The sequence below is a fragment of the Rhizobacter sp. AJA081-3 genome (assembly GCF_017795745.1).
Classification (GTDB): Bacteria; Pseudomonadota; Gammaproteobacteria; order Burkholderiales; family Burkholderiaceae_C; genus Piscinibacter.
On the sequence record NZ_CP059067.1, the window covers coordinates 3,179,102 to 3,201,506 of the forward strand.

The window sequence follows — 22,405 nt, forward strand, 5'->3', positions numbered from 1 at the left end:
AACTGTGGCTATCAACCATGAATTGCTGAGCCAGATTGAGGCTTCAGCGGATGAGTGGGGGCCGTCTGGGAAGCTGGGCAACGACGCCGAGCACATTCGCGTTGGCAAAGAAGACGACAAGCTAGAAGAGCGCTTGGGCCTTCATCCGATCTCGATTCGATTTCCGAAAGAGTTGGTGAGTGATCTCAAGGCGATTGCTCACCTTCAAGGAATGAGCTATCAACCGCTCATTCGCGAGGTCTGTAAGCGCTTCGTTGAAGCTGAGAAGCGCGCGCTGCGTGCTGATCTAGCGCAGCGGCGACAAAAGGAAGCAGAAGAACAACGTAGGCTTGAACAGGAGTTGGCCGCCGCTCGGCAAGCGGAGCAGGATGCTGCGTCTCAGCAGGCTCTTGCGGAGCAAGAAGAGCGCAGAGCTGCGTAGTCTCAGCCGCCGCTCAAGGTAAGCCCGCTTAGGCGGGCTTTTTCTTGCTCGCTTTCTTGGCCGGCGGCATAGCCAACATCCGCTTCAAAGTTTCATCAAGGCCGATTCCGGATTCGTCGCTTGCCTCGCCGCTCTGCGAGTTCTGCTGCTGCTTGGGCTTTGATGGCTTTCCAGGTTTTGTTGCGCTCAATCTAGGCTCGGTAGGTCAGGCGCTTGCCCTCGATGCCCTTGAGGACGGCCGTGGTGCGCTGAACGTCGTTGACGCCGAGGGCGATCCGATGGTTCCAGCGGAAGTCGAACTCGGTGGCATAGCGCTGAAGGTGCTGCTCGCTGACGCTGTGGAACGTGCCGATCAGGCCGCGCTTCAGCAGCGCGAAGCTGGACTCAACAGTGTTCGTGGTGGCGTCGCCGCGAGAGTATTCCTTCTCGCTGTGGTTCACAACCTCGTGCGACTTGAACTCGGGGCCGATGGCCTTGTAGACGCCGGCCTCGTCCGTCATCAGGCGGGCTTGCTTGGCGATCATGCCCTTCATGATCGGGCGCAGGGTGGCTCCGTTCACGCTAGCGACGTGGAACGAGCGCTTCTGACCGTCACGCTCGACCAGCGAGACAATCTTCATCTGGTGGTGGAACGAGCGGGCGCCAGGGGCATGCTTGCCCTTGTTGCCCCAATACGTCTCATCGGCCTCGACCGGCGCGGTCAGGCCGAGCGGCGCTTTTGGGGCGATGTTCATTGCCTCCCGAATGCGGTGAGCCATGAACCAGGCAGTCTTGTAGGAGACGCCGAGCATGCGCTCCAGTTGCTTGGCACTGATGCCCTTCTTTGAAGCGCTCATCAGGTGGCAAGCTTGCAGCCAGATATGAAGCTTGATCTTGCTGGACTCGAACACGGTGCCGACCGTCACGGAGAACTGCTCGCGGCAGTCTGAGCACTTGTACAGGCCGGGGCGGTGAGCGTCACCGGTCAGCTTGTAGAACTTGTCGATCACGCCACAGTGGGGGCAGACAACGCCATTGGCCCAGCGGATTGCTTCAAGGTACTCGCGCGCTGCTTCCGGGTCTTGGAATTGCGGTTGGTTGAAGATCGGTTCGGCCATGTCGTTGCTCCGTTATGGCTCTACTATCGGCCTTCAGCTTGGGTTTGTCAAGTACATACTTCCGAAACGTTAGGCGTCATGACCAACCTGGATGACGATTGGTTCGAACGAGAGCGCCTGCACCGAGCTGCAGCCGATGGTGATCTGCCGGAAGTGGAGCGCCTTGTCTCCTACGGCGCCGACATTAATGCGTTCGATGACTTGAGCCGTACGCCGCTCCACTACGCGGCAGAAAATGAGCACTACAAGGTTGCCGCTTGGCTGCTGGAGCGGGGAGCCCAGGTAAACGCCAACGACGAGAAGATGATCGGGGAAACTGCCCTCTGCCTGGCTGCGCAGAAGGACTACCCAGAAATGGTCGAGTTGTTGCTCAAACACGGTGCAGATCCAGACATCAACGGCTGGGTCGGCCTCACAGCCCGCATCCGCGCTCAGCGACGGAAGGACGAAGACGGTCGCAAGATCGCCGCACTCATAGAGCAGTACCGCCCGCCAAAGCCAAACCCTGGAGCGCGGCGATGACGCCTAGCCCTTCGCTCGAGCGGACTCGCACCGGCATGGCACTTGGCCCGCGAAGCTCTTCAGGTCATCATCCGCCTCGCGGGCCAAGCACCATCCCGGCGCTCTCCGCTCAGCTCAAACGTTAGGCGTCGAAGGCGGCACCGTTGACGCGCCGCACTTGACCTTCCCATCATGGGAATGTCTAAGCTGTTGGCACCACCTCAACTTGGAGCTTCAGCATGAATCACGCCCATCACGTGCATCACAAGCCTCACGCTGGCCACAACCACGGCGGCGAGTCGCTGAACTACACCGCCTTCGTCGCAACGCTCCACTGTCTGTCCGGGTGTGCCATAGGCGAAGTCGTCGGCCTGATGATCGGCACCGCACTGGGGTGGAGTAACGGGGCAACCATTGCCCTAGCGGTGTCTTTGGCCTTCCTGTCGGGCTTCGCCCTCACAGCCCTTCCGTTCTTGCGCCGCGGCTACTCCGTCAAGTCGGCGCTTCGCATCGCTCTGGCAGCCGATGCAGCCTCCATCACGATCATGGAGATCGTGGACAACTCGATCATGCTGGCCATTCCCGGCGCCATGAACGCGCCCCTTGACTCCCTGCACTTCTGGTTCAGCATGGCGTTCGCGCTCGCCATCGCTGGGATAGCTGCTTACCCGGTGAATCGCTGGCTCATTGGGCGAGGCAAAGGGCACGCCCTGGCTCACGCTCACCATTGAGCTTGGTGGCGAGTCGACGCCTAACCCTTCGCTGGAGCGGACCGCCACCGGCATGGCACTTGGCCCGCTTCCCGGACTGGTACATCATCCGTCCAGCGGGCCAAGCGCCATCCCGGCGTCGGCCCGCTCAGCTCAAACGTTAGGCCTCACGAACAATGCTCGCGTGTCCGCACTGCTCGCAAAACACCATCTCCACGTTGCGAGTTCTCTCCACACCAGCTCGACTGAGGTGTCCGCGGTGTGGGGGTTTGTCACGGACCACACTTGGCCCGCGTTCCTTCATTGGTCAAGCCATCTACTTGGTGACTTGCATGACCGTTGGAGTGGTTCTCGCCTGGCTGGCATACAAACCGCCAGCTCTATTCTGGTCCGCGGTCGCACTCATATTGTTCGGCCTTGTCTCGTACCAAGTCGCAATCGCAACAAAGTACCCATTGCTGCCAATCCACATCGCGCGCCAGAGCGTCGCGGGCGCTCTTGCCTGGCTTCGAAGTAGCGCATTCTTCAGAGCATCTAGTTGGCTGGCCGGCCTTCTGATGCTCGCGGCTGGCTACATCTTCGCCATCCGCTCTTTGGCGGCTTCGGTTCTCGGCTAGCTGCGGGAGCAGTGAGGCCTAACCCTTCGCTGGAGCCGACTCGCACCGGCATGGCACTTGGCCCGCGAGCCAGTCATTCTTATCATCCGTCTCGCGGGCCAAGCGCCATTCCGGCGCTCGCGCCTCAGCTCAAACGTTAGGCCGCACAAGCTAGGCCAGTGGCACGCCCGACCCTTCAGAGCAGCCCAGAAGATTCTCACCATTCCGCCCATGAACGCGCCAAGAGGAACTCAGATCTTCGCCCTCGTCTTCCAGCCCGATGGGTCCGTCTCTGTTGGGGTGGAACCGACTTCTGCCGCTCGCGAAATATGCGTGCCAAACACAGATGAAGGCCTGTCGCGGCTGCTGGATTGGATGAACGCGCAGTTCGACAGAAGCCGGCAGCCTCTGCTTTGTTGTGCGGCAGCCTCCGGCGCCTCCACGGGCGGTCTCATCTTTGAAGAACTCTTGAGCTCCGATGAAGTGCCCCGCTTTGCAATGGCACAGCCCTTCTACCTGAACTTCGCCACAGAGGTGAACCAAGACTCGTCCTTGCCGGCAACGCTGCTGCAGGCCGCAAGGGTGCACGCGCCAGGCGTGAACGGTGCGGCCTAACCCTTCGCTCGAGCGGACCTCCACCGGGTTGACACTTGGCCCGCGAGGCTCTGTGGTTCATCATCCGCCTCGCGGGCCAAGCGCCAACCCGGCGGCGGCCCGCTCAGCTCAAACGTTAGGCGTCAGATGCCACGTACTGCTCTCCGCCGCATCATTGCAAAGCGCACCTACGATCTCGCGGCTGAATCCGGCACTGGTAGCCGCCCAGTCACGCTCGCAATCTCCGAGCCACAGCGAGAACCGGGGTCTGGCTCCTATCGTTGCTTCTACCGCATTGCCGGGCTTCAGTATCCCGTGCTCCGCTACGCCGCAGGCGCTGACGCAGTCCAGGCACTGCTGCTCGCAACGGTGAATGCTGCCTCTCTTCTGTACACCTCCGACGAGTGGAAACAAGGTCGACTGACTCAACACGGAAGCAGGAACCTGGATCTTCCTGCCATCAGTCGAGTCTTCGGGGAGGCCGTACCCGACAAGACACTTGAGCTTGTCGTGTAGTCCTCGCGCTGCATCACGGAGTTCCCTGCATCCACGGTTCCACGCCGGCGCACTTCCAAGCGCATCCGGCCTGCCCACCCAGCGCGGACCGTAGACTGACGCCTAACCCTTCGCTGGAGCGGACTCGCACCGGCATGGCACTTGGCCCGCGAGGCGCTCACTGTCATCATTCGCCTCGCGGGCCAAGCACCATCCCGGCGCTCGCCCGCTCAGCTCAAACGTTAGGCGTCACCAAAGGCCAGTTCTGCCCAGCTCGAGTCGCAATGGAAGACAAGTCTCTCTGCACGTACCAAGCGATCATCTGGCCGAAGGACTCTTCCGCTCCAGGTGAACGCATCACTTTGCTTGCGCGCAACCTGGAAGACGCATCTGCCCAAGTTCAAGCGCAGTTCGGAGAGAACGTGGTCGTCTCGCTCTGGAATGAAGAAGACGCCGACGCTGCGCGCTAGACAGTCACGCGCATTCACTACCCCACTTGGCACCTTGAGCAGTCATACTTCTCCCGCCGTGCACGCCCGCTGGAGTCAGAGTGCCTGCGGGGAGCAGCGACTTCAATGCTCGCTGCTCCTCGCTTGGTGGCCGAGCCCGTTCGCCCACGAGAGAGTTCTAGCGCTATCAGTCAAATGCTCCCCGAGAGCGAGTGACGCCTAACCCTTCGCTGGAGCGGACTCGTACCGGCATAGCACTTGGCCCGCGAGGCGCACACTGTCATCATTCGCCTCGCGGGCCAAGCGCTATCCCGGTGCTCGCCCGCTCAGCTCAAACGTTAGGCCGCACCACAACACGCAGCATGTCCACCGGTAAGTTCGCCTGCTTCTCTTGCCGCAAGGTGTTTTCACACGGCTTCCCAGGGGGAATCGCTAGCCGCTTCATGACTACCGATCAATCGCGAGGCAGTAGAGAAGCTGCCGTAGCGCAGGAAGGTCGGACAGCCCAGACGTGCCCCTCGTGCTCGGGAGGTCTCACCTTTGTCGGAATCGACTTCAAAACCCCAAAGACAGCGGACTCCCGAAGCTGGCGAGAAGCTCAGTCAAGATTCAGCCGCAACGGTGAGTAGGCGGCCAGAAGTGCAGCCATCGCGTGTCGCGAGAGAGCAACTTGCCGGCGAAACGCTGCGATCAGCACGCTACTCACACGAGTTCAGGTCACAAACAGCGCGGCCTAACCCTTCGCTGGAGCGGACCGCCACCGGCATGGCACTTGGGCCGCGAGGCGCTCGGGCTTAGCATTCGCCTCGCGGCCCAAGCGCCATCCCGGCGTCGGCCCGCTCAGCTCAAACGTTAGGCCTCGCACCCACCCATTGGCGCAACCTCGAAAACAGGGGTTCGTCATGGGATAAAAGGATGTCAACACTCCCGTATCGCGCAATGAGCACACTCGCTATCGTTCTAGTGCAGGCTGCGAATCTCGTCATTCTGGCCTTCATATCGCCTCTCGCTCTGGAGGCATGGTGGCAGATCTGCTTGTTTGGGCTCGCGGTGATCCTCGTCACAACCTTCATGGCCTTGCGCTACAGAGGATCTGCTGCGGCACTGACTGTTGGCTCCTTGCCTATCGCAGGACTCTTCGGCTTTGCAGTAGTTCTTGGAGGGAGAATTCTTGGCCTCCCGGTCGGCTAGCTGTCGCCACTCAGCCAAGTTCGTACCCCCCTCCTCTACGAGCAAGCTTGGCTCCGCGTGCTCCGGGCTGACTCCGACTACTGCTATGGCGCAGAAGCGAGGCCTAACCCTTCGCTGGAGCGGGACCTCCACCGGCCTGGCACTTGGCCCGCGAGGCGCTGCAGGTCTATGCTCCGCCTCGCGGGCCAAGCGCCATTCCGGTTCCGGCCCCTCAGCTCAAACGTTAGGCCTCACGAGCGGAAACCGTTGACTCTCGCTCCCGCATTCAAGGTCAGAACCTCGGCTGCAACTTCTCCGCTGAACCGCATGCGTGACGATCACTTCGGATTCAACTACACGTGGGCGGATCTGGCTCCAATCCGAGGGTTGGTGGCTTTCGTCATCGTTTTTCAGTTCATCGGGCTCGGCCTGGGTGCGCTCTTTCATCGCTTCCCGAGCACGCTGGACAGTGCGTGGTTCGGCGGCGCGATCGCTACGCTCCCGGCATTCGTTGGTGGGCTACTCCTGCAGCTCAAGCTCAACCGTCCGAGCATCACTCAGAACAAGCGCATGGTTTGGCATTTCGGGTTGGTCGCAACCGCCCTGTTCGTCTTCGCGCTTGCCATGCCAATACTCGGCTACGGCGAGTGAGGCCTAACCCTTCGCTCGAGCGGGGACCTCCACCGGCCTAGCACTTGGCCCGCGAGGCGCTGCCGGTCTATGCTCCACCTCGCGGGCCAAGCGCCATTCCGGCTCCGGCCCCTCAGCTCAAACGTTAGGCCGCATGTACACCTGCCCTGCCTGCAACACGCCCGTCGCTGCGCGAGCGCGGTGGCTTCACTCAGCAAGTTTCGTCTGCAGCAACTGCGGGGCAACTCTCTGCATGAGTCCAACTCAGCCTACGCTCTGGGCGTTTCGAGCCACCGTAGCAATCGGGTTAATCGGACTCGCCTATTTCTCGCGTGCTGGTCAGCGATACCTTCTCTGGGCAACTCTTAGTGCGCTACTTCTTGCTATCGTCGCCTTGCAGTCCCTTGGAAAAGTAACCCACCGAGACCCAGGGACCGCACCTCCAGATCGTCTTGCACAGGCAGTGAACGGTCCGAATGCACTGCGAGTGCGTATCGCGCTACTTCTCATCCTCGGGCTTGTCATTCTCTTGGGAGTGGGTGCACTTGAGCCCAGTGCGTTCGTCGAGTGGTTCATCAAGGCCAAGAATGCGGCCTAACCCTTCGCCGGAGCGGACCGCCAGATCGTGTTCACTCCAAAAGCGGCCAAGCCGCCACCGACCTACAGCCAGGCGGTAAAGGCCGCAGGCCTTGTCTTCGTGTCGGGCACCGCGCCAACTGATCCCGCCACTGGCGCGATCAATGGAACAACCATCCAAGAGCAAACCCGTCAGTGCCTTTCCAATATTCAGGCCATCCTCGAAGCCGCAGGCAGTTCGCTTGACAAGATCGTCAGCGTCACAGTCGTGCTGGCCGAGGAAGACGACTTCCCCGGTATGAATGAAGAGTGGCTCAAGTGGTTTCCTTCAGATCCACCAGCGCGCCAAGGTGCCAAGCTTCCCGCTCGCATCCCAGGCCTGAAGGTGTCCATTGCAGCAATCGCTGAGGCCTAACCCTTCGCTGGAGCCGACTCGCACCGGCATGGCACTTGGCCCGCGAGGCGCTGCTTCCTATCATCCGCCTCGCGGGCCAAGCGCCATCCCGGCGCTCGCGCCTCAGCTCAAACGTTAGGCCTCTCTAGCAATGCGACGCAAACTACTCCTCGGCCTGTCCCTTTACTGGCGCTTGCTTGTCGTCTCGCTGATTCTTGCCACGGTCCTTGTGGTCTCGATCTTAAGCACGCCGTTGATGGAAGACATCACGTATATCAGGCTGAAGCCGACAGTCTTGTTCAGCTTGTTCGGCCTCGTTTGGCTAGCCTCATTGCTCGCGCTGCCCAATGGCATCGCCTATCTGGTTTGGGGCAAGCGCCTAAACCTTCCCACGCAGTTCTGGCGCAAGTTCACGGTGGCACTGGCGGTGCTCTTCTTTGCACTCGCACTTGCCAACTTGCTCGCTATCTACCTGCTCTCGGTGCAGAGTTGGCTGCAGTACAAGCTCTACGTACCCTCGGCCGCAATCCTCGCTGCACCCTTCATCGCTGCCGCCATTTTCAGCCGCGCGCCTGAAACAGCCGCCAACGGCCCTGCGCGGAGCAAAGAGGCCTAACCCTTCGCTGGAGCGGACCGCCACCGGCCTGGCACTTGGCCCGCGAGGCGCACAGGCTTAGCATCCGCCTCGCGGGCCAAGCGCCATTCCGGCGCCGGCCCGCTCAGCTCAAACGTTAGGCGTCGCAACCCGCACATGCGAGGTGCTCATGGCAGAAGCGAAGACCAAGCCAACGCAAGCGTCGGTGGAGCGGTACATCGATGCAATCGCCGACCCTGAGCGCCGCGGGGACGCCGAGTCGTTGCTCAAGCTCATGCGCCGCGCCACAAAGCAAGCCCCAGTGATGTGGGGCTCAAGCATCGTAGGCTTTGGCAAGTACCCGTACAGCTACGCCACTGGTCGTTCGGGCGAGTCTTGCGCCACAGGCTTTGCCGCCCGCAAAGGCGACATCAGCGTCTACCTGGTGGCAAGCGGGCCGTCTCAACAGGAACTTCTGTCGCGGCTGGGCAAACACAAGATGGGTAAGTCATGTCTGTCCATCAAGCGCCTGGCGGACGTTGATCTTAAAGTGCTGGAGCAGCTCGTTGCCGAGTCGTACGCCGAGGTTCATCGCCTTCACCCAAGCAGCGACGCCTAACCCTTCGCTGGAGCGGACCGCTACCGGCCTGGCACTTGGCCCGCGAAGCGCTCAGGCTTAGCATGCGCCTCGCGGGCCAAGCACCATTCCGGCGTCGGCCCGCTCAGCTCAAACGTTAGGCCTCGCAATCACCAACTTATGAAGTGGCTAGCACTTGCAATCGGAGCGGTTGGAGCGGTTCAAGCCACCTTGTGGGCTTGGGCGCCGCCATTGTTGCGCTGGCAAGCGCGCAACGCGCTCGAGCGATACAACGCGATCGAGTCACTGGATCTCGTACTCCGAGAACAAGAAGCTGCGATGAGGTTTGCGTTTGTTGAGGCTGGCGTCGTGGGCTCCCTCATGCTTCTCGCATCAGTGCTCCTGCTCCAGCGCCGGCGCGTTGGCTGGAGCCTTTGGGTTGCCTGCCTCTGTGTAGCTCTTGCTGGCAGCGCTTTCGCTCTCGCGTCATCTGGTCCGACTCTAGGCGCAATCATTCGCATCGCACTGCTTCTCGCCTTCGCGGGCGCCACTTTCGAGTCGTATCGAACGCAGCGTCTATCAAAGTGGTTCGCGCCGCACAGTTCCTTGGCATCACCGCCGTGAGGCATCTAGCGAGGCCTAACCCTTCGCTCGAGCGGACCTCCACCGGCAAGGCACTTGGCCCGCGAGCCGGTTAAGGTCATCATCCGTCTCGCGGGCCAAGCGCCTTCCCGGCGTCGGCCCGCTCAGCTCAAACGTTAGGCCTCACGATGAGCCATGCATTGCCTCGCGGTCAGCTTCATTCCCCAGGAACTGCATTCCGCCTTGTTCTAGCTGTGGCGTTAGCAGCCATCCCCTTCGAAGTTGCCATGTCAGCACCCGACTCCCTACAGGCGCAAGTCTTCGCCGCCGAGCGGGCGTTCGCCAAGTCAATGGCGGATCGAAAGCTAAGTGCGTTCGCTTCTCACATCGCCGAAGAAGCCGTCTTCTTCACCGGCGCAGCCCCATTGCGAGGAAAGTCAGAGGTCGTTGCCGGTTGGTCGAGCTACTTCGAAGCATCAGTCGCTCCGTTCTCTTGGGCGCCAGACCGAGTGGAGGTTCTTCAATCGGGAACGCTCGCTCTGAGCACCGGGTTGGTCCGCGACACAGACGGCAAGGTCATTGGTCGCTTCAATTCGGTGTGGCGTCAAGAAGCGCCAGGTGTTTGGCGCGTAGTCTTCGACAAAGGCAGCCCTCCAGAGCCTGGCGACAAGCAGTGAGGCCTAACCCTTCGCTCGAGCCGACTCGCACCGGCATGACACTCGGCCCGCTTCCCGGAGTGGTCCATCATCCGTCCAGCGGGCCAAGCGCCACACCGGTGCTCGCGCCTCAGCTCAAACGTTAGGCCTCACAACAAACCTGCCGCGCATGCGGCCAAATGGGAGATCACCTTGCCCGAGAGCGCCTTCTCCCTCGTGAGTGTTGTCGCCATGGCAGCTTGGCTCGGCCTTGCGGTCGCTGCTCCACTGCGCACTGGCAGAGCTCGCGCGAACATCTTGTTCATCAGCGGCCGAGTAGCGCCAGTTCTGCTCTGCGCGGCGTATGTCGTGTTCCTCGCTCAGTACTGGGGCTCAACGCCCGGCGGAGGGTTTCAGTCGCTTGGGGCAGTCCAGATTCTGTTCGCCGCTCCTGGAAAGATGCTCGGCGCCTGGACGCACTTCCTCGCCTTTGATCTTCTCGTCGGCAGGTGGCTAGTCGACGACGCATCGTCTGAAGGCAACTCCCGCCTTCCGCTTCTGATCGCCCTGCCCGCCACGTTCCTCTTCGGCCCGCTCGGAGTACTTCTTTACCTGGCAGGTCGAGCGCTATTCAGCCCAAAGCGAGTGGGCCGCAGTGAGGCCTAACCCTTCGCTGGAGCGGACTCGCACCGGCATGGCACTTGGCCCGCGAGGCGCTCACTGTCATCATTCGCCTCGCGGGCCAAGCGCCATCCCGGCGCTCTCCGCTCAGCTCAAACGTTAGGCCTCGGAAGCGAGCCACGGTCATGGGCCTGAATACATGATTTCATCTGCCCTGCACTGCACAGGCGATTGGTCCGTTACGATCCATCTGCGTCTTCAACTCACCTCTTGGAGGTTCCATGGCAGGTTGGTACGAACTCAAGCAGAACGACAAGGGCCAGTACTCGTTCGCGCTCAAAGCGGGCAACGGCGAAGTCATCCTTCGAAGCGAACAATATGAAAGCAAGGGCTCGGCAGAGGGTGGCATCGCATCGGTGCAGAAGAACAGTCCCTCGGAAGATCGCTACGAACGCAAAGAGTCCTCGGATGGACGGTTCTACTTCAATCTGAAGGCCGGGAACCATCAGGTCATAGGCACGAGCCAGATGTACAAGAACGCGGCGAGCCGCGACAGCGGCATTGAGTCAGTCAAGACCAACGGTCCGAGCACGACCATTAAGACCGAGGCCTAACCCTTCGCTCGAGCGGACCTCCACCGGCTTGGCACTTGGGCCGCGAGCCAGCCAGTTTCATCATCCGTCTCGCGGCCCAAGTGCCAACCCGGTGGGGTCCGCTCAGCTCAAACGTTAGCCGTCACCAAGTGCCTCAGGTTCACGAAATCCTCGAACTCGATCTACTGACATTGCGCGAACACACGGAACGCGCGGGTGATCGGCTTGATCCGGACCGCCTGCGCAACTCGATCGAGACTGCGCTTCCAGTTTCTGAGGTTGCTTTCGTTCGTCGTCAGGGCGCACTTGTCGCGTACGCCATGCTCCAGCCTCGCGAGGCCGGGCAGTGGTTCGTCACAGGATTCAACACCCATCCCGAGCATCGCAGCGCTCCAGTGTTCCGAGCACTCTTCCGCCAGCTCCTGGAAATCGCATCACGCCGAGGCATCACCTCGCTGCGAAGCAATGTCTACAAGACGAACCGCATGTAAATGGCCTTCCATGCTCGCCTCGGGTTTCAGGTCACTCGGGAGAATGCAAAGGGAGTGGAGTTCACAGCCACCGTCCCCGAGCTACTGGCAAAGAGCGGTCTGGTCGCGCAGTGACGGCTAACCCTTCGCTGGAGCGGACCGCCACCGGCCTGGCACTTGGCCCGCTTCCCGGAGTGGTACATCATCCGTACAGCGGGCCAAGTGCCATCCCGGCGTCGGCCCGCTCAGCTCAAACGTTAGGCCTCGCAGTCAACCTCCCACAGCACGAAGGCGCATTGGCGCTCCAATGATGACAAGCTACGTAGAGCAAGTCCTGGTTCAGGGCGAGCGTGTTGTCCATGTGGGTCGCCCTACGCTTTGGTCTGTCTGGCACCTCCTTCTCTTGGGCCTGATCCTCTTGCCAGCCTTTGGAGCCGGTCTCATCTTGTGGCTGATCGCCTACATCAGGATCAAGTCCACCGAGTTGGCTGTCACCACCAAGCGAGTCATCGTCAAGCACGGCTTCATTCGTCGCAGCACGATTGAGATCAATCTCGCCAAGGTCGAGAGCATTCAAGTCACACAGTCCTTGGTCGGCCGCATGTTCAACTTCGGTACGCTGGTCATCGCTGGCACTGGGGCGTCCCATGCTCCGCTGGAAGGAATCGCCGAGCCACTGGCCTTCCGCAAAGCATTCGTCGAGGCACAGGACAGTACGCGCAGCGAGGCCTAACCCTTCGCTGGAGCGGACCGCCACCGGCCTGGCACTTGGGCCGCGAGGCTCCGAGGTTTAGCATCCGCCTCGCGGCCCAAGCGCCATTCCGGTGTCGGCCCCCTCAGCTCAAACGTTAGGCATCAGAACCGACGTTGCTGTCGACTCGAAGAGTCTAGATTCCCCTGCACTCCAAAAGCGCACTTTCTGCCTCATGAAAAAACAGCTCACATTCGCCATGCTGTTGCTTCAGGTCTTCTTGAGCCTGGCGCTTCTGATCCAAGCCTTTGGGGCATACGAGTCCACAAAGGAACTTGTGGTGCCAAACGTCGAGGCTCTTTCACCATCAGCTATCAACGCTCAAGTAGCAACACAGATCCTGCCCCTGCTTCCTACGGGAGCACAGGGTGATCTCGCGCGAACTCTGCTGGACAGTCAAGCTCGCGGTTCGCAAGATCTGCACAAGCTATGGGGAACTCAGGCAAGCGCCCACGAGAGATTGGCAGGCATTCACACAATCGCCTGGGCTCTCATGCTTTCCGTCGCGCTTGCGTTGAGCTACTTGCACTGGCCTACGAAGCGCGCTGATGCCTAACCCTTCGCTCGAGGCGGACCTCCACCGGCATGGCACTTGGGCCGCGAGGCTTTCCAGGTTTATCCTCCGCCTCGCGGCCCAAGCACCATGCCAGTTCCGGCGCGCTCAGCTCAAACGTTAGGCCTCACGAACAACCCCTGCCATCGGCCATGATCGAACTCAGTCAGTTGGAAGAGATGTTCGAGAGCATCCGCGCCGCAGGGCGCTGGAACATGACCGAGCCCATGCTCTGGGGATACTTCTTTACTGACCCATCCGCTGAAAAGCTGAGGGCCATCGTTTCCCCGCTTGAGCAGGCCGGGTATCGCTTTGTTGACCTGTTCGAGGCGGACTCCGACGACGATAGTGATCCCTACTTCTTCCTCCACGTAGAGCGCGAAGAAGTGCACTCCGTCCAGTCGCTTCACGACAGGAATGTTCAGTTGGAAGCCTTTGCAGACCAGAACGACATTGCAACCTACGATGGAATGGACGTTGGGCCTGTTCTTGGTCGTCAATAGATCAGCAGGCAAGGCTCGCCTCTGGCACCGGTCAGCCCACCTCTCCGTCGGCTTGTGAAGCTGAGGCCTAACCCTTCGCTGGAGCGGACCTCCACCGGCAACGCACTTGGCCCGCGAGCCGGTTACGGTCATCATCCGTCTCGCGGGCCAAGCGCCTTCCCGGCGTCGGCCCGCTCAGCTCAAACGTTAGGCAGCACAAGCCACGCCGTGCAAGCACCGCCAACCGAACGAACCCTCTGCGTAGTCCTCGACCTGTTCGGGGTGCTCGTTGCCTTTGACGATTCGCTCGTCTACGACCGTCTGGCGCAGCGTTGCACCAGTCCACAAGACGCTTTTCGCGGGATGCAGAACCTGGTTTCCAGTCCATACCTCATCCGTGGAAAGGAGCAACTGGAAGACCTGCACGCCTGCCTGAAACGCGATCTGGGCTTGAGCGCATCGCTGGACGAGTTCTTTCAGTTATGGCGCGAGCCCTATTCCGAGCCGATGCCCGGCATTCGCAGCCTGCTACGGAGCCTCGCAGGCCAGTGCGAACTGGTTCTGCTTTCCAACATAGATCGCTACTACTGGCCCGTGGCCCGCGCGAGCCTTCCCGAGCTTGAAGCCTTTCGCGCCGTCCAACTGTCTTTTGAGCAGGGTGTTGCCAAGCCAGAACCAGAGGCTTTCCGCCGAGCGGTTGTGGCCAGCGGTGTCCCTGTGGATGCGTGCCTATTCGTAGACGACAAGGCAGAGAACATCGAAGCCGCTGCATCGCTCGGCCTCGCTGGCCACGTGTTCCGGAGCACACAAGACCTTCAGGCCACGCTCCGCGCACGAGGCTTGCACGTGGAGTAGCGCGAGTGCTGCCTAACCCTTCGCTGGAGCGGACCTCCACCGGCCTGGCACTTGGCCCGCGAAGCGCTCGCTGTCATCATCCGCTTCGCGGGCCAAGCACCATTCCGGCGTCGGCCCGCTCAGCTCAAACGTTAGGCGTCACTAGCCACCAATTCATATCGCATCGGTCGCCGCTTGCGAAAGAGGAGGAACTACGATGAATCTGCAAGTCTTCGTCAAGGTCAACTTCCTCTCGGGCCTTCTTGGCACGCTAGTACTGTCGCCGGTCGCCTACGCCTATGAGTTCCTGCAGTCTGGCATCAACAGTCCGCTGCTTCGCCCTGGGCCCATCGATATCGCAATGCTCATAGTCCTCCCCATCATCATCGGGGTAGCCTTTGCGGTCACCGCGTTGGCAGCATTTCCGCTCTTCGCCCTGCTTCAACGCAAGGGTCTCTTCTCACTCAGCTAGCTTCAGCGGCGGGTCACTATCCGAGTCTCAGCTGAGTCTGCTGCCGCAGCATCAGCCGGGTCATCATGGTTTGAGGCACCAATCGGCGACTTGGTGTGCCAAGAGGGTGACGCCTAACCCTTCGCTCGAGCTGACTCGCACCGGCATGGCACTTGGCCCGCGAGGCTCTCAGGCTTAGCATCCGCCTCGCGGGCCAAGCACCATCCCGGCGCTCGCCCGCTCAGCTCAAACGTTAGGCGTCATGAGCGCACCTACGCTTCTCACCGAGTATGGCTGGCAGTCGCCAGAGTTGCCACTTTGCACAGTCAACGTGCCCGTGGCGGAACTCGCTCAACAGCTTGGGTTTCCCCTTTTCGAGTGGGAAGAGCCAGGTCTCGGTCGCGCGCGCGGGTTTAGTTGCAGGCTAGCGTCTGGCATGGTGCTTCTACTTGAAGAACTCGCCCACGCTCGTGAGCGTCTCGGGACGACAGGACCAACCATCTATGTCGAAGCGAGCGCGCTCCTAGCGCAAGGAGTAGAGCCTTCCGTCACGAGCGTACTCACGGGCTTAAGTCTTTCGCCGCAGAACGTCACCTGGTCACAAGATGCTTCGGGTCTTCAATCTGTAAAGCTTGTCGCTCAAGAAGTGCAAGCAGGCGCGGCTCCGGAAGATGACGCCTAACCCTTCGCTGGAGCGGACTCGCACCGGCATAGCACTTGGCCCGCGAGGCGCTCACTGTCATCATTCGCCTCGCGGGCCAAGCGCTATCCCGGCGCTCGCCCGCTCAGCTCAAACGTTAGACCGCAAATGCAGCCCGAGCGATTCGCCGAAGATGGGTTTCTCGTAGTCCACGGACTACTTGATCCAGCGGTCTGCGCCATGGTCTTGGGCCAGATCCGCCCACACGGCGACTCTCTCGCGGGAAGTCGCGCTTTGCTCGCAGAGCCATGGTGCGCAGCGCTTTCTCAAACCGTCCGCGCGCAACTCACTCTATCCAAACTGATTCCCGCGAACTTCGTTTCCGTTCAGTGCACATACTTCGAGAAGTCAACCTCTCGGAATTGGCTGGTTCCGATACATCAAGACCTCAGCATTCCAGTCGCGCATCGGGTCGAGGATTCAACACTCTCTGGTTGGTCGGTGAAAGAGGGGTCGCTCTTCGTTCAGCCACCTTGTTCGGTCCTCGCGGAGCTAGTAGCTGTTCGCGTGCATCTCGATCCGTGTTCTGCCAATGATGGGCCACTTCGCGTCATACCGGGCAGCCACACGTTCGGGCCTACATCGCCCGAGTCAGCCGTGGCCGCGCGCCGTGCTGGTACCGAGGTCGCCTGTACCTGCGAGCAAGGGGCTGCGCTTGTCATGCGGCCGCTCTTGCTCCACTCGTCGTCCAAGGCCACAGGCACGAGCAAGCGAAGAGTCTTGCACTTCCTCTTCGGCCCACCCCAACTGCCTTTCGGTCTCACGTGGCAAATTGCGGTCTAACCTTTCGCTGGAGCGGACCGCCACCGGCCTGGCACTTGGGCCGCGAGGCGCTCAGGTTTATGCTGCACCTCGCGACCCAAGCGCCATTCCGGAATCGGCCCGCTCAGCTCAAACGTTAGGCGTCGGAAGTCCCACCTTCGTCGCCTGCGCGAGAGAGCCAATACCCAGGAAGTCGCCGCTGGTGCGCTACGGCAAGTACCGTTGCAACCAAGCCATCGAGGTCGTAGTGCAGCGTGTACGGGAACCGACTCAGCAAACGGAAGTGAATGCCGCCTTCGTCCTTCGGCCAGGTGTTGGCATCTGTTGCGAGAGCATCAATCTTGTCGAAGACCTCGGTTCGAAAGGCGTCAGCTGCCAGCGGACTGCGCTCGAAGTACCAGAGGAACGCTTCTCGGAACTCGGCCTCAGCTTCCGGAAGAATGTCGACGCTGAAGCGCGTCACAACGAGGCCAAGCGCGCTCGGGCCTCCGCCCACGGTGCAGCCTTGGTCTGGCCAGAACGCAGCGCATCACGCCGCCGCAACAATTCCAGTCGCCATGCCTCGGTGACAGAGTGATCTGTCGTGCCTTCAAGGCTATCAATCAATGCCGCCGCCACAGCAGAGCGCTCCTCGGCGGGGAGGCCGAGAACTTCATCAAGTACGTGGTCTACGCGGGCGTTCATCGGTGGTCAGTCTAGCACCGGCCGTTCTCCCTGGCACGCACCGACGCCTAGCCCTTCGCTCGAGTGGACTGCCCCCGGCAAGGCACTTGGCCCGCGAGGCGCTTCAGGTCATCATTCGCCTCGCAGGCCAAGCGCCTTGCCGGCGTCAGCCCCTCAGCTCAAACGTTAGGCGTCAGCATCAGGACCATGTCAGAGGCCGCAGAGCTCCAAGCCCTCCTGGACAGTCAGCCCAAGCTTGACTGTACGGCGCTGCCTCCATTTTCGGTGGAGGAGGCCGACTTCGACGTCGGTCGCGTGGTTCTTCGCTTCGCCCCTCAGCCGGCGTTCAAGAACTATTACGGCAATGTTCAGGGCGGCTTCGCCGTTGCCCTGGTCGATGTTCTGATTTCCATCGCCGCTTATGCCAAAACACGAGCCTGGCTACCCACGGTGGAGATCAAGAGCACCTTCGTAGCACCATTGATGCTGGGTGAGTCACGAGGTGAAGCATCCGTCATCAAGGCTGGCAAGCAGCTCGTGTTCCTTGAGGCCAAACTGTGGGGTGCGGATGGAAAACTCGCGGTGCACGCCACCGCCACGGCGTCCGTACCTCGGGGTGATTCCTAAGCGTACCGAGAGGCACTGACGCCTAACCCTTCGCTCGAGTGGACCCGCACCGGCACGGCACTTGGCCCGCGAGGCTTCTCGGGTCATCATCCGCCTCGCGGGCCAAGTGCCACACCGGCGCGGTCCCCTCAGCTCAAACGTTAGGCGTCATAGGCCACACCGTGCCCAACTGCGACTTCCTAGCCACCAAGTCTGACCTCGAAGCCATCTTGGGCTATGTCTTCGCTGCAGGTGAGTTCACGGTCTACGAGGCCTACTCCGAGCCAGAAGCAGAACTCCGCATAGTTGACAGCGCGACCGAGCTGGCAGAGTTGTACCCACTGGGTCTCTGCAAAGGAACGGCGCCTTCCGTACTTCTTCAACTTGTCGCCAAGAACTCCGGTGCCGTAACCGTTGAGCGCATCGCTCTCGATCCTCGCAAGTGCAACGGGAAGACATATCGCTACCGCTCTAGCGGCTGGGGCCTGATTCAGTTGCACTTGGGCGGCATCGGCCCGAAAGGCCTGGTGCCCTCGCACACGAACCACAACTCGCAAGCTCGTGCGCTCAAGTGGGCTTCAACCTATCCAGAGCTTCCGTCGCCTTCCACCTGGGACTGGCAAGTCGTTCAAGCCGCGTCTAGCAAGATGAATCGCTTCATCCGCAAGCTGGCCGTTTCCAAGGAAGGCAATCGTCTTGTGCTTCCTGAGGCAGCCAGTCACCGCGCCGCGCAATGACGCCTAACCCTTCGCTGGAGCCGACTCGCACCGGCATGGCACTTGGCCCGCGAGCCCATGGTTCTTATCATCGGCCTCGCGGGCCAAGCGCCACACCGGCGCTCGCGCCTCAGCTCAAACGTTAGGCGTCTTCCACACCTCGCTCCATGGCCAAAGCCGCAGTAGTTTCCGCAGTTGTCGCAGCCTCTGTCACCGCTGCTGCCTTCCTGCTCAATCCTTCGCCAGAGCAACACCGCGCGAAGATCAAAGAATCCGTCGCCGAGCGCAGCCCAATCGCCGGCGCGCTTGGCATCGGAGCGCTTACAGCGTTCACTTCCACGTATCACCCGCTGGGCGTAGCTTCGTACACCACAGTCAACGAGCGCACGGTCTCGGTCGGCGCGCTTGGATTCGTCTTCGTCCTGCAGCCAAAGCCAGACAAGTGAGCCAGCGGCAGCCTATCTCCGAGTTGCCCAACCTCGGCCCCAAGTCCCAGGCGGCGCTCGCTGCGGCCGGTATCACCACAGTCGCGCAGCTTCGCCGCTTGGGCTCAGTGGCGGCGTATGCGAAGGCAAAGCAGGCTGGCGCCAACGTCAGCCTCAATCTGCTGTGGGCGCTCGAAGGTGCCCTCACGGGCTTGCCATGGCAAGTGGTCGCGCGAGAGCACAGAACAAGCCTCCTTCTGGCTCTCGAGCAGAGCAAAGACGCCTAACCCTTCGCTGGAGCGGACTCGCACCGGCATGGCACTTGGCCCGCGAGGCTCTCCGGCTTAGCATCCGCCTCGCGGGCCAAGCACCATCCCGGCGCTCGCCCGCTCAGCTCAAACGTTAGGCCTCAGATCGGAGAGTTCAGTGCCCATGTCACAGCCCACTCGTTTCTGGCGGTTCTCCTACGATACCGAGGCGGACGTGCAAAGAATGGTCAGCGAAGGAACTCTCCTTCCGGCGACCCTTGGGTTGCGGAGCCAGAAGTACGACCCTGACGATTGTGTCGCGCGAAGAGTGCGAACCGGCGACGGAGTGTTCCTCGCTAAGTACGATCCCGATCTCGGTGTAGGAACAATCGTGGCCATTGGAGTCTTTCAGAACCAGAAGCCAGCGAACCGTGTGAGCTGGAAGTCGATGCGCAAGACAGTCAGCCCGAATCCTCAAGGTGGCGTGCCGCCTTGGCGGGAGCGTTGCTTCTTGTTCGAAGGGACACGAGCCGAGGCCTACAACTTCGCCGCAGACTTCCAGATTCACTTTCCAGGCGTCTAGGCCTGGCCGCCGAGCTCAAGCTGAGGCCTAACCCTTCGCTGGAGCCGACTCGCACCGGCATGGCACTTGGCCCGCGAGCCCGTGGTTCTTATCATCGGCCTCGCGGGCCAAGCGCCATCCCGGCGCTCGCGCCTCAGCTCAAACGTTAGGCCGCACAGGGGACGTAGAGGTGCTGCTGAGGCTCAAGTCCATCCCAAGACACAGCGTTCGGCACCAAGTCACTGCCCATGGCTTCGCTCAAGCACCAACTGCTCGCGTCACTCGCAACAATTGAAGGGTTCGAGGCTCAGCCGTCCAAAGTGGCCGGCGGCACAGCGCTCTTCTTCCGCGGCAAGGAGTTTGCACACTTCCACAACGACCAAGAGATCGACCTCCGCCTTACCCGCAAGGTTATCAAGTCGCTGGGCCTATCGCATCCACCAAGGTCGCAACTGCATCCAACTCGATCGGCCTCGTCGCAGTGGATCGAGGTTCGCTTCAACACCGAAGCCGAGGCCATGCGCGTCGCGGAGCTGGTCAAACTGGCGATTGCGCAGCTCTAGTTGGTCATGCCTCGGTCTGCAGTGCGTAAAGCAGCGGTAGCAAGTGCGGCCTAACCCTTCGCTGGAGCGGACCTCCACCGGCCTGGCACTTGGCCCGCGAGGCTCTCAGGCTTAGCATCCGCCTCGCGGGCCAAGCGCCATTCCGGCGTCGGCCCGCTCAGCTCAAACGTTAGGCAGCACAGCCAAACAACGCCGCCCATCAGCGCGTTTGGCAAACCCAGCTTCCGCTCGTAAGTAGCCACGGCGATCCTTAGCAGGAGAATGCGATCTACTGCTACGGGAGACGCAAATGCCAATCGAGCTAAACCGCGACGCCAGAAGCCAAGCTGTCGCTTCCATCGAGCGCTACTTCGCCGAGGAACTCGATCAACGCATTGGGAACATTGCCGCAAGTGCCCTGCTGAGCTTCTTCCTCGAAGAGGTTGGGCCACTCGTCTACAACCAGGCTGTCAGCCAGGTACAAGAGCGCCTTCAGGAGCGAGTTCAAGAACTGGACATCGAGTTCAACGAGGAGGAGTTCCAATACTGGCGTCGTCGCCAAGCGGCTTTCAAGCCCAAGCGGTAGGCCAAGAAGGTGCTGCCTAACCCTTCGCTGGAGCGGACCGCCACCGGCCTGGCACTTGGCCCGCTTCCCGGAGTGGTACATCATCCGTCCAGCGGGCCAAGCGCCGTCTCGGCGTCGGCCCGCTCAGCTCAAACGTTAGGCCTCAGCCAAGAAGCATGCTGCCCATGCAGACAGACGAACTCGGAAATCCAATCCTGAGCCAGTTCAGCGAAGAAGGCTACGTGGACTGCGTTCTCCGGATAGTCGAGCGCTCGGACACGGCAACCCACAGTCGCCTCCGGTTGCAGGCCTCGCATGAGGGCCAGCTCGTCGGGATGCTCGTAGAAGTCATCAAAGGCATCCAGGCCGCCTTCGATGCAGACATGAACATCAACAAGGAACACGTCTATCGCTCAAGGGTAACGTTCCGCCGCAGCGGGCCAGAGAGCGACCGTCTTGTTCAGGCCATCGCGTCGCTCTACGAACTGCCAACGGAAGGTTTGTCAATGGTGGGGGAAGAATCCTTCACTGCGATCGCCTTGCACCAAGGGGCGCTAGATGTGGAAGAACAGCCGGTCAAACTCAAGATCTTTGGGCGCGACGCATCGACCGATCCAGAGAACGACTACTACGAGTCCTTCTTCAATCTCGAGCTAGCCAACGAACTGGTCTACTGGAACGAGAAGGATCAAGAGTACAGAGAGCCTCTGGTCCGCGGCCTCTCGCAGTGAGGCCTAACACTTCGCTCGAGCCGACTCGCACCGGCATGGCACTTGGCCCGCGAGGCGCTGCTTCTTATCATCCGCCTCGCGGGCCAAGCACCATCCCGGCGCTCGCGCCTCAGCTCAAACGTTAGGGCGCATGAGGCATCAAGCGACGCTCGTCTTCACCGAGAGCCTCATCCGCGAGGCAGTTATTGCTTTCTGGCGACGCTCTGTCGGTCCCGGCTTCGGTGTTGCCGTTCTTGCTGTAGCGGCGGGCCTCGTCTACTTTCTGTGGCAAGGCGTCTCAACTTGGCTCGTTGGAGCATTAGCAACGGTTTTGCTGTTTGCCGTTCTGTTCGCCACAGCGCTCTACTTCGTGCACTACCGTGCCGCCATCGCCAAGTTGCGCAGCATGCCTTCGAAGCAGGCCACGTTGGTCGCCGAGGACTCACACTTTTCTGTCACTTCCGAGCTTGGGAGTTCCATGCTCCCTTGGTCTTCTGTGCAGGAGCTATGGCGTTTTGAGAACTGCTGGCTCTTGCTGTTCTCCAAGGCTCAGTTCATCACGCTGCCGCTTGCATGCATTCCTCAGGAAATGCAGCAGTTCATCGCTTCTCATGTCGAGGCAGCGCGAGGCAAGAATGCGCCCTAACCCTTCGCTCGAGCGGACCTCCACCGGCTTGGCCCGCGAAGCTCCTCAGGTTATCGTTCCGCTTCGCGGGCCAATCCGGTTCCGGCCCGCTCAGCTCAAACGTTAGGCAGCACCACGGAATGCTGAAGGTGCTCGCCACCGTCGCTGGGCGGCAGTCGCCGCCAGAAACCTAATGCATTCGCTGCCCACGTCTGCGCAGGTTCGCCAAAGACTGAGTGGCAATGCTCAAGTGCCACGGTCGGCGCATTTACCGAGCGCGCTCAGTCTGCAGCGCTTCGCGGCCACCAAGCTCTGTCTCTCGCTCCGTTGGCTTCAGTCTGTCAGTGGTGCCGCCGCCACGCGGAAGGCTCTGCCTTCGTTCACCGTCAGCGATGGCGGCGGACTGAGCAGCCCTTGCTCAAGTTCCCTGCGCTGGCGCATCAGCAGCAAGTAGGGCAAGCCAATGCCTAGGCACTTCGCTCCTTTGTCTCGGTTTGGTTCGCCTCAAGCAGTGCTGCCTAACAG

The 22,405-nt window shown here is 61.0% G+C and carries 32 protein-coding genes; 29 read left to right on the plus strand and 3 right to left on the minus strand.

The genetic code is table 11. The features are described 5' to 3' along the window. The first annotated feature begins 4 nt into the window (after window positions 1-4). Window positions 5-421, plus strand: coding sequence for a hypothetical protein (locus HZ992_RS15105; protein ID WP_209382661.1), 417 nt, complete (start codon window positions 5-7; stop codon window positions 419-421). A 191-nt stretch (window positions 422-612) separates the two neighbouring features. On the opposite strand, the gene HZ992_RS15110 is transcribed toward HZ992_RS15105, so the two are convergent. Continuing rightward, on the minus strand, window positions 613-1,518 hold the full coding sequence (locus HZ992_RS15110) for an IS1595 family transposase (protein WP_209382662.1): 906 nt from the start codon (window positions 1,516-1,518) through the stop codon (window positions 613-615). Window positions 1,519-1,596: 78 nt separating this feature from the next. Between HZ992_RS15110 and HZ992_RS15115 the strand changes: the two genes are divergently transcribed. The 19 genes from HZ992_RS15115 to HZ992_RS15200 all read left to right on the plus strand — a co-directional run bounded on the left by HZ992_RS15115 (window position 1,597) and on the right by HZ992_RS15200 (window position 16,239). After that, entirely contained in the window at window positions 1,597-2,040 is a 444-nt protein-coding gene (locus tag HZ992_RS15115; RefSeq protein ID WP_209382663.1) for an ankyrin repeat domain-containing protein, read from the plus strand. Window positions 2,041-2,258: 218 nt separating this feature from the next. Beyond that, a complete protein-coding gene (locus tag HZ992_RS15120; protein WP_209382664.1) occupies window positions 2,259-2,750 on the plus strand; it encodes a DUF4396 domain-containing protein in 492 nt (163 codons plus the stop codon). An 806-nt stretch (window positions 2,751-3,556) separates the two neighbouring features. Beyond that, window positions 3,557-3,940, plus strand: coding sequence for a hypothetical protein (locus tag HZ992_RS15125; protein ID WP_209382665.1), 384 nt, complete (start codon window positions 3,557-3,559; stop codon window positions 3,938-3,940). A 126-nt stretch (window positions 3,941-4,066) separates the two neighbouring features. Then, window positions 4,067-4,435, plus strand: a complete 369-nt coding sequence (locus HZ992_RS26145; RefSeq protein WP_371816736.1) for a DUF6968 family protein — start codon at window positions 4,067-4,069, stop codon at window positions 4,433-4,435. A gap of 263 nt (window positions 4,436-4,698) precedes the next feature. Next, a complete protein-coding gene (locus HZ992_RS15130) occupies window positions 4,699-4,884 on the plus strand; it encodes a hypothetical protein (RefSeq protein WP_209382666.1) in 186 nt (61 codons plus the stop codon). Between the two features lie 1,476 nt (window positions 4,885-6,360). Continuing rightward, window positions 6,361-6,684 (plus strand): hypothetical protein, encoded by a 324-nt coding sequence (locus tag HZ992_RS15135; protein WP_209382667.1) that lies wholly within the window; start codon window positions 6,361-6,363, stop codon window positions 6,682-6,684. Between the two features lie 604 nt (window positions 6,685-7,288). After that, window positions 7,289-7,654: a RidA family protein gene (locus tag HZ992_RS15140; protein ID WP_209382668.1), complete on the plus strand. Its 366-nt coding sequence runs from the start codon at window positions 7,289-7,291 to the stop codon at window positions 7,652-7,654. 130 nt (window positions 7,655-7,784) lie between these two features. Further along, a complete protein-coding gene (locus HZ992_RS15145) occupies window positions 7,785-8,249 on the plus strand; it encodes a septation protein IspZ (protein WP_209382669.1) in 465 nt (154 codons plus the stop codon). Between the two features lie 148 nt (window positions 8,250-8,397). Then, on the plus strand, window positions 8,398-8,826 hold the full coding sequence (locus tag HZ992_RS15150) for a DUF1801 domain-containing protein (protein WP_209382670.1): 429 nt from the start codon (window positions 8,398-8,400) through the stop codon (window positions 8,824-8,826). 827 nt (window positions 8,827-9,653) lie between these two features. Beyond that, window positions 9,654-10,043, plus strand: a complete 390-nt coding sequence (locus HZ992_RS15155) for a YybH family protein (protein ID WP_245213047.1) — start codon at window positions 9,654-9,656, stop codon at window positions 10,041-10,043. Window positions 10,044-10,238: 195 nt separating this feature from the next. Further along, a complete protein-coding gene (locus tag HZ992_RS26150) occupies window positions 10,239-10,667 on the plus strand; it encodes an abscisic acid-deficient protein Aba4 family protein (RefSeq protein ID WP_371816832.1) in 429 nt (142 codons plus the stop codon). A gap of 236 nt (window positions 10,668-10,903) precedes the next feature. After that, window positions 10,904-11,236, plus strand: coding sequence for a YegP family protein (locus tag HZ992_RS15165; RefSeq protein WP_209382673.1), 333 nt, complete (start codon window positions 10,904-10,906; stop codon window positions 11,234-11,236). A gap of 128 nt (window positions 11,237-11,364) precedes the next feature. Then, window positions 11,365-11,706, plus strand: coding sequence for a GNAT family N-acetyltransferase (locus HZ992_RS15170; RefSeq protein ID WP_245213048.1), 342 nt, complete (start codon window positions 11,365-11,367; stop codon window positions 11,704-11,706). 382 nt (window positions 11,707-12,088) lie between these two features. Beyond that, window positions 12,089-12,418: a PH domain-containing protein gene (locus tag HZ992_RS15175; protein ID WP_245213049.1), complete on the plus strand. Its 330-nt coding sequence runs from the start codon at window positions 12,089-12,091 to the stop codon at window positions 12,416-12,418. Between the two features lie 193 nt (window positions 12,419-12,611). After that, window positions 12,612-12,992, plus strand: a complete 381-nt coding sequence (locus tag HZ992_RS15180) for a hypothetical protein (protein ID WP_209382675.1) — start codon at window positions 12,612-12,614, stop codon at window positions 12,990-12,992. Between the two features lie 149 nt (window positions 12,993-13,141). Further along, on the plus strand, window positions 13,142-13,492 hold the full coding sequence (locus tag HZ992_RS15185) for a ribonuclease E inhibitor RraB (protein WP_209382676.1): 351 nt from the start codon (window positions 13,142-13,144) through the stop codon (window positions 13,490-13,492). A gap of 207 nt (window positions 13,493-13,699) precedes the next feature. Beyond that, complete coding sequence (locus HZ992_RS15190; RefSeq protein WP_209382677.1) at window positions 13,700-14,326, plus strand: HAD family hydrolase; 627 nt, start codon at window positions 13,700-13,702, stop codon at window positions 14,324-14,326. A gap of 196 nt (window positions 14,327-14,522) precedes the next feature. Then, the gene (locus tag HZ992_RS15195) at window positions 14,523-14,777 is read left to right on the plus strand and encodes a hypothetical protein (RefSeq protein ID WP_209382678.1); all 255 of its coding nucleotides are present in this window, start codon (window positions 14,523-14,525) and stop codon (window positions 14,775-14,777) included. Window positions 14,778-15,564: 787 nt separating this feature from the next. After that, the gene (locus HZ992_RS15200; protein WP_209382679.1) at window positions 15,565-16,239 is read left to right on the plus strand and encodes a phytanoyl-CoA dioxygenase family protein; all 675 of its coding nucleotides are present in this window, start codon (window positions 15,565-15,567) and stop codon (window positions 16,237-16,239) included. 115 nt (window positions 16,240-16,354) lie between these two features. On the opposite strand, the gene HZ992_RS15205 is transcribed toward HZ992_RS15200, so the two are convergent. Further along, window positions 16,355-16,681 carry a type II toxin-antitoxin system RelE/ParE family toxin gene (locus HZ992_RS15205; protein ID WP_209382680.1) on the minus strand — a complete coding sequence of 109 codons (327 nt, stop codon included), beginning with the start codon at window positions 16,679-16,681 and terminating at the stop codon, window positions 16,355-16,357. After that, window positions 16,678-16,902, minus strand: coding sequence for an addiction module protein (locus HZ992_RS15210; protein ID WP_209382681.1), 225 nt, complete (start codon window positions 16,900-16,902; stop codon window positions 16,678-16,680). Before HZ992_RS15210 ends, HZ992_RS15205 begins: the two co-directional genes overlap by 4 nt. 186 nt (window positions 16,903-17,088) lie before the next feature. Between HZ992_RS15210 and HZ992_RS15215 the strand changes: the two genes are divergently transcribed. From HZ992_RS15215 to HZ992_RS15255, 9 genes are all read left to right on the plus strand, one after another. Continuing rightward, window positions 17,089-17,508, plus strand: a complete 420-nt coding sequence (locus HZ992_RS15215; RefSeq protein WP_209382682.1) for a PaaI family thioesterase — start codon at window positions 17,089-17,091, stop codon at window positions 17,506-17,508. Window positions 17,509-17,669: 161 nt separating this feature from the next. Then, window positions 17,670-18,224, plus strand: coding sequence for a hypothetical protein (locus HZ992_RS15220; RefSeq protein ID WP_209382683.1), 555 nt, complete (start codon window positions 17,670-17,672; stop codon window positions 18,222-18,224). Window positions 18,225-18,370: 146 nt separating this feature from the next. After that, complete coding sequence (locus tag HZ992_RS15225; RefSeq protein ID WP_209382684.1) at window positions 18,371-18,649, plus strand: hypothetical protein; 279 nt, start codon at window positions 18,371-18,373, stop codon at window positions 18,647-18,649. Then, window positions 18,646-18,915, plus strand: coding sequence for a TfoX/Sxy family protein (locus HZ992_RS26155; RefSeq protein ID WP_209382685.1), 270 nt, complete (start codon window positions 18,646-18,648; stop codon window positions 18,913-18,915). The genes HZ992_RS15225 and HZ992_RS26155 overlap by 4 nt, the downstream gene beginning before the upstream one ends. 145 nt (window positions 18,916-19,060) lie before the next feature. Further along, a complete protein-coding gene (locus tag HZ992_RS15235) occupies window positions 19,061-19,459 on the plus strand; it encodes a hypothetical protein (RefSeq protein WP_209382686.1) in 399 nt (132 codons plus the stop codon). A gap of 227 nt (window positions 19,460-19,686) precedes the next feature. Further along, window positions 19,687-20,001, plus strand: coding sequence for a luciferase domain-containing protein (locus tag HZ992_RS15240; RefSeq protein WP_209382687.1), 315 nt, complete (start codon window positions 19,687-19,689; stop codon window positions 19,999-20,001). A 289-nt stretch (window positions 20,002-20,290) separates the two neighbouring features. After that, window positions 20,291-20,566 carry a DUF2164 domain-containing protein gene (locus tag HZ992_RS15245; RefSeq protein WP_209382688.1) on the plus strand — a complete coding sequence of 92 codons (276 nt, stop codon included), beginning with the start codon at window positions 20,291-20,293 and terminating at the stop codon, window positions 20,564-20,566. Between the two features lie 164 nt (window positions 20,567-20,730). After that, a complete protein-coding gene (locus tag HZ992_RS15250; RefSeq protein ID WP_209382689.1) occupies window positions 20,731-21,276 on the plus strand; it encodes a hypothetical protein in 546 nt (181 codons plus the stop codon). A gap of 130 nt (window positions 21,277-21,406) precedes the next feature. Beyond that, window positions 21,407-21,901 carry a YcxB family protein gene (locus HZ992_RS15255; RefSeq protein ID WP_209382690.1) on the plus strand — a complete coding sequence of 165 codons (495 nt, stop codon included), beginning with the start codon at window positions 21,407-21,409 and terminating at the stop codon, window positions 21,899-21,901. Window positions 21,902-22,405: the final 504 nt, after the last annotated feature.